Here is a 3,587-nt window from a genome sequence, read left to right as displayed (position 1 = left end):
GGGCGGCGAAGTACAGGCCGCCGGGCCCGCCTCCGATGACTGCTATGCGCACGGGGCGCCTCCTCGGTTGTTCTCGATCAGTTCGGGGGCCTGCCGGCCGGCCTTCGTGAGGACCTCGCGGACCTCGGCCGGCCAGGGAGTGGTCCCGGTGGCGCGCGCGGCGGAATGGGCGATGACCATGCGGCCGGTGGCCGCCTCCGCTCCCTCCTCGCCGTGGACGGCGAAGGCGTAGTGCAGGGAACTGGTGCCGACCTTGGTGACCCGCAGCTCCGTCCGCACGGCCTCGCCGAACCACAGCCGGGCCCGGTAGTCGGCCTCGAAGTGGACGCGGGGCGTGCTGCCGAAGAGGTGCGACAGACCCAGGCGGCGCAGCAGCACGGCCTCGGCCGCCTCGACCCAGCGCACGACGGTGGAGTGGTGGTAGTGACCCGCGGCGTCGGTGTCCATCCACTCGACGCGGCGCTCCACGACGACGCTGGGCAGGTGCGGCACCTCGGCCTCGGGGCATCCGGCGGCGCAGCCGCCGTTGTCCGTGGCCGCGGTCGCGACCGCGGCGGGAGTGGCGGGGGCTGGGGCGGACTCCGGGGCCGGTGTGGCGGCCGGCTCCCCTCCGCGGGTGCGGAGTTCGGAGCGGCGCAGCTTGCCGGTCTCCGTACGGGGGAGATCGGTGACGAACTCCACGGCACGCGGGTACTTGAACGGGGCGATGGCCGCCTTGACGTGCTTCTGGAGCGCGCGGACGGTCTCCGGACCGGCCGGGACACCGGGGCGCAGCACCACGTACGCCTTGACGAGCATGCCGCGCCGCTCGTCGGGGACCCCGACGACACCGCAGTCCGCCACGGACGGATGGCCGCTCAGCGCCTTCTCCACCTCGGGCCCCGCGATGTTGTAGCCCGAGGAGACGATCATGTCGTCGCTGCGGGCCACGTACCAGAAATAGCCCTCGGCATCGCGGATGTAGGTGTCGCCGGTGATGTTCCACCCGTCGCGGACGTACGTGGACTGGCGCGGGTCGTCCAGGTAGCGGCAGCCGGTGGGGCCGGTGACGGCGAGCAGTCCGGGCTGCCCGTCGGGGACGGGCACGCCGTTCTCGTCGACCACGGCGGCGCGGTAGCCGGGGACGGGCCGTCCGGTGGAGCCGGGCCGGATGTCCTCGTCGGCCGCGGAGATGAACACGTGCAGCATCTCGGTGGCGCCGATGCCGTCGATGATGCGCAGCCCGGTCGCGGCGTGGAACTCCTCCCACACCGCGGCGGGCAGCGGTTCACCCGCCGATACGCAGCGGCGCAGGCCGGCCAGCAGGCCCGCCGCACCCTCGGCCATGATCGCGCGGTAGGCGGTGGGGGCGGTGAACAGGACGGTCACCCCGTGCGCGGCGACGAGGTCGGCCAGCTGCCGTGGCGTGGCCGATTCGACGAGCAGGGTGGCGGCCCCGACCCGCAGCGGGAAGACCACCAGTCCGCCGAGGCCGAACGTGAACGCGAGCGGCGGGGTGCCGGTGAACACGTCGTCGGGGAGCGGGCGCAGGACGTGCCGCGAGAAGGTGTCGGCGTTGGCGAGCACGTCCCGGTGGAAGTGCAGGGTCGCCTTGGGACGCCCGGTGGTGCCGGAGGTGAAGGCGATCAGCGCCACGTCGTCCGCGGCGGTGTCCACGCTGGTGAAGACGCCGGTCTTGGCGGCGCAGCGGGCGGTGAGATCGTCCTCGCCCGGGCCGCCGTAGGCGATCACCCGCAGGGCGGCGGCCTCGGCCCGCCCGGTGGCGTCGGTGGCTTCGCGGGCCTCGCCGGCACCGGCGGCGGCTTCGAGTTCCCCGAGGTAGCGGTGGTCGCACAGGGCGACGGCGGGCCGGCTGATCTCGCACAGTCCGGCGAGCTCGGCGGCGCGCAGCAGCGGCACCGTGGTGACGGCCACTCCGCCGGCCTTGAGGACGCCGAACCAGGCGGCGACGAGCCAGGGGTTGTTGGGGCCGCGCAGCATCACGCGGTTTCCGGGGAGCAGACCCAGGTCCTCGGTGAGCACCTGGGCGACCTGGTTGGCGCGCCGCAGCAGTTCGCCGTACGTCCAGCGCTCGTCGGCGGTCAGCAGGCACGGGCGGTCGGGACCCCAGCGCTCGACGGCGTCGTCGAGGAGGCTGTGGGCGCAGTTGAGCCGGTCCGGGTAGTCCAACTCCGGAAGATCGAAGTGGAGTTCGGGCCAGAGTTCGAACGGCGGGAGCCGGTCGCGGCAGAAGGAGTCGGCATGTGCCGAGGGGGAGAGCTCCATGGGGCGGCACCTCAATCAGGGAGCAGCGGGGGAGATGGGGCAAGTATCTCGATAAATTGGCGGCCGTCAATTCCTCGCGATATTTCTGTGAGGCAGTCGTCCCCGGCGCACGGGCCGCCGCGCGTCAGTCGGCCGGCACGCGCACCCGTACCGACTTGCCGAACTCATCGGCCCTGAAGCTCAGTTGGCCACCCGTCTCGGCCGCCATCAGCTGCACGATCAGGAGGCCGCGACCGCCCTCGGCGTCCGGATCGACCTCGGCCCGGGGGTGCGGCAGCCGGGGCAGCGAGGAGGCTCCGTCGGCCACCTCCAGCTGCAGCCACCCGCCGCGCAGGGAGACCCCGACGCGCAGGCGGCCGGCCTCGGCCGCGTGCAGGACGACGTTCCCGACCAGCTCGCTGACGGCCAGCAGCAGGACCTCCGCGATCTCGGCGGCGATCTCCCAGCCGTCGAGCACGCAGCGCACCCGGGAGCGGATCAGGGGAACGGTCGCCGCGGTGGGCTCGGCGGCCCAGTGGCCGTAGCTCCGGATCCGGGAAGCGGCCGGGGCGGCCAGGGCGGCCAGGGTGGCCGGGGCCGTGGGGGAGGTGATGGAGGTGCGCATGGCGTGCTCCGGGAGGGGAGGGCGACGACCTTCGCGCGGTGGCTCGTGTAACTGCCGGGGAACTGGAACTGCCCGTGCTCTTGTGGTCTGCGGAAACGCGTCGCTAGAGTTGTGATTACACGTGTAACACGCTAAGCCTCCTCGATGGCATCGCGCAAGCATTTCGGACATACGTTACGAACCCTTGTCCGTGGTGATGGCCGTAGCCGTCGCAGGACCGCACCTGGACCCGTCGGCCCCCGAGGCCGAGCAGATTGGAAGGGCCGCAATGACGCAATCGCCCCCCGTCACCATCGACCTGGCGGACATGACCTGGCCGCCCCCGCCGTTCCGCACCCCCGTGCCCGCCGTGGTGGACGCGGACGGCGTCCGCCGGTTCGACGGGGTCACGTACGCGCTCTCACCCGGCTACCGCCCGCGCCTCCTCGACGTGGCGGTGCCCGCGGGCGAGGGGCCCTTCCCGGCGGTGGTGTGGATACACGGCGGCGGCTGGCTGGACGGCGACCGGCGCTACCCGCCGCCGACCGTTCCCGTGGAGCTGCTGCACGGCGCGGTGCTCGGGGCGGGGCTGGCGCTCGTCTCCATCGACTACCGGCACAGCCTCGAGGCCCCCTTCCCGGCCCAGCTGCACGACGTGAAGGCGGCGATCCGCTACGTGCGCCAGTTCGCCGGCGCGCTGGGCATCGACCCGGACCGGATCGGCGTCTGGGGCGAGTCC

Annotated in this window: 3 protein-coding genes and 1 pseudogene; 1 reads left to right on the top strand and 3 read right to left on the bottom strand. The window is 73.1% G+C overall.

All coding sequences use genetic code 11. The features are described 5' to 3' along the window. Positions 1-42: 42 nt before the first annotated feature. From ACWGDE_RS37270 to ACWGDE_RS37260, 3 genes and pseudogenes are all read right to left on the bottom strand, one after another. Positions 43-639, bottom strand: a complete 597-nt coding sequence (locus tag ACWGDE_RS37270) for an acyl-CoA thioesterase (protein WP_453393514.1) — start codon at positions 637-639, stop codon at positions 43-45. Next, positions 613-2,265, bottom strand: a pseudogene (locus ACWGDE_RS37265) (AMP-binding protein); the annotation flags it as partial. The gene ACWGDE_RS37270 and the pseudogene ACWGDE_RS37265, both read right to left, overlap by 27 nt. 124 nt (positions 2,266-2,389) lie before the next feature. Then, a complete protein-coding gene (locus tag ACWGDE_RS37260; RefSeq protein ID WP_453393513.1) occupies positions 2,390-2,869 on the bottom strand; it encodes an ATP-binding protein in 480 nt (159 codons plus the stop codon). Between the two features lie 268 nt (positions 2,870-3,137). Between ACWGDE_RS37260 and ACWGDE_RS37255 the strand changes: the two genes are divergently transcribed. Continuing rightward, positions 3,138-3,587 (top strand): alpha/beta hydrolase fold domain-containing protein (locus tag ACWGDE_RS37255; RefSeq protein ID WP_453393512.1); only part of this gene is annotated, 450 nt, incomplete at its 3' end.

It is taken from the genome of Streptomyces sp. NPDC054956 (assembly GCF_053609185.1).
The sequence above is the reverse complement of the archived record's forward strand: the minus strand, read 5'-3'. Positions and strand labels throughout refer to the sequence as shown.

Coding starts and splice junctions, on each gene's coding strand:
- ACWGDE_RS37260 (WP_453393513.1), bottom strand. CDS start 2,869: ATGCGCACCTCCATCACCTCCCCCACGGCCCCGGCCACCCTGGCCGCC.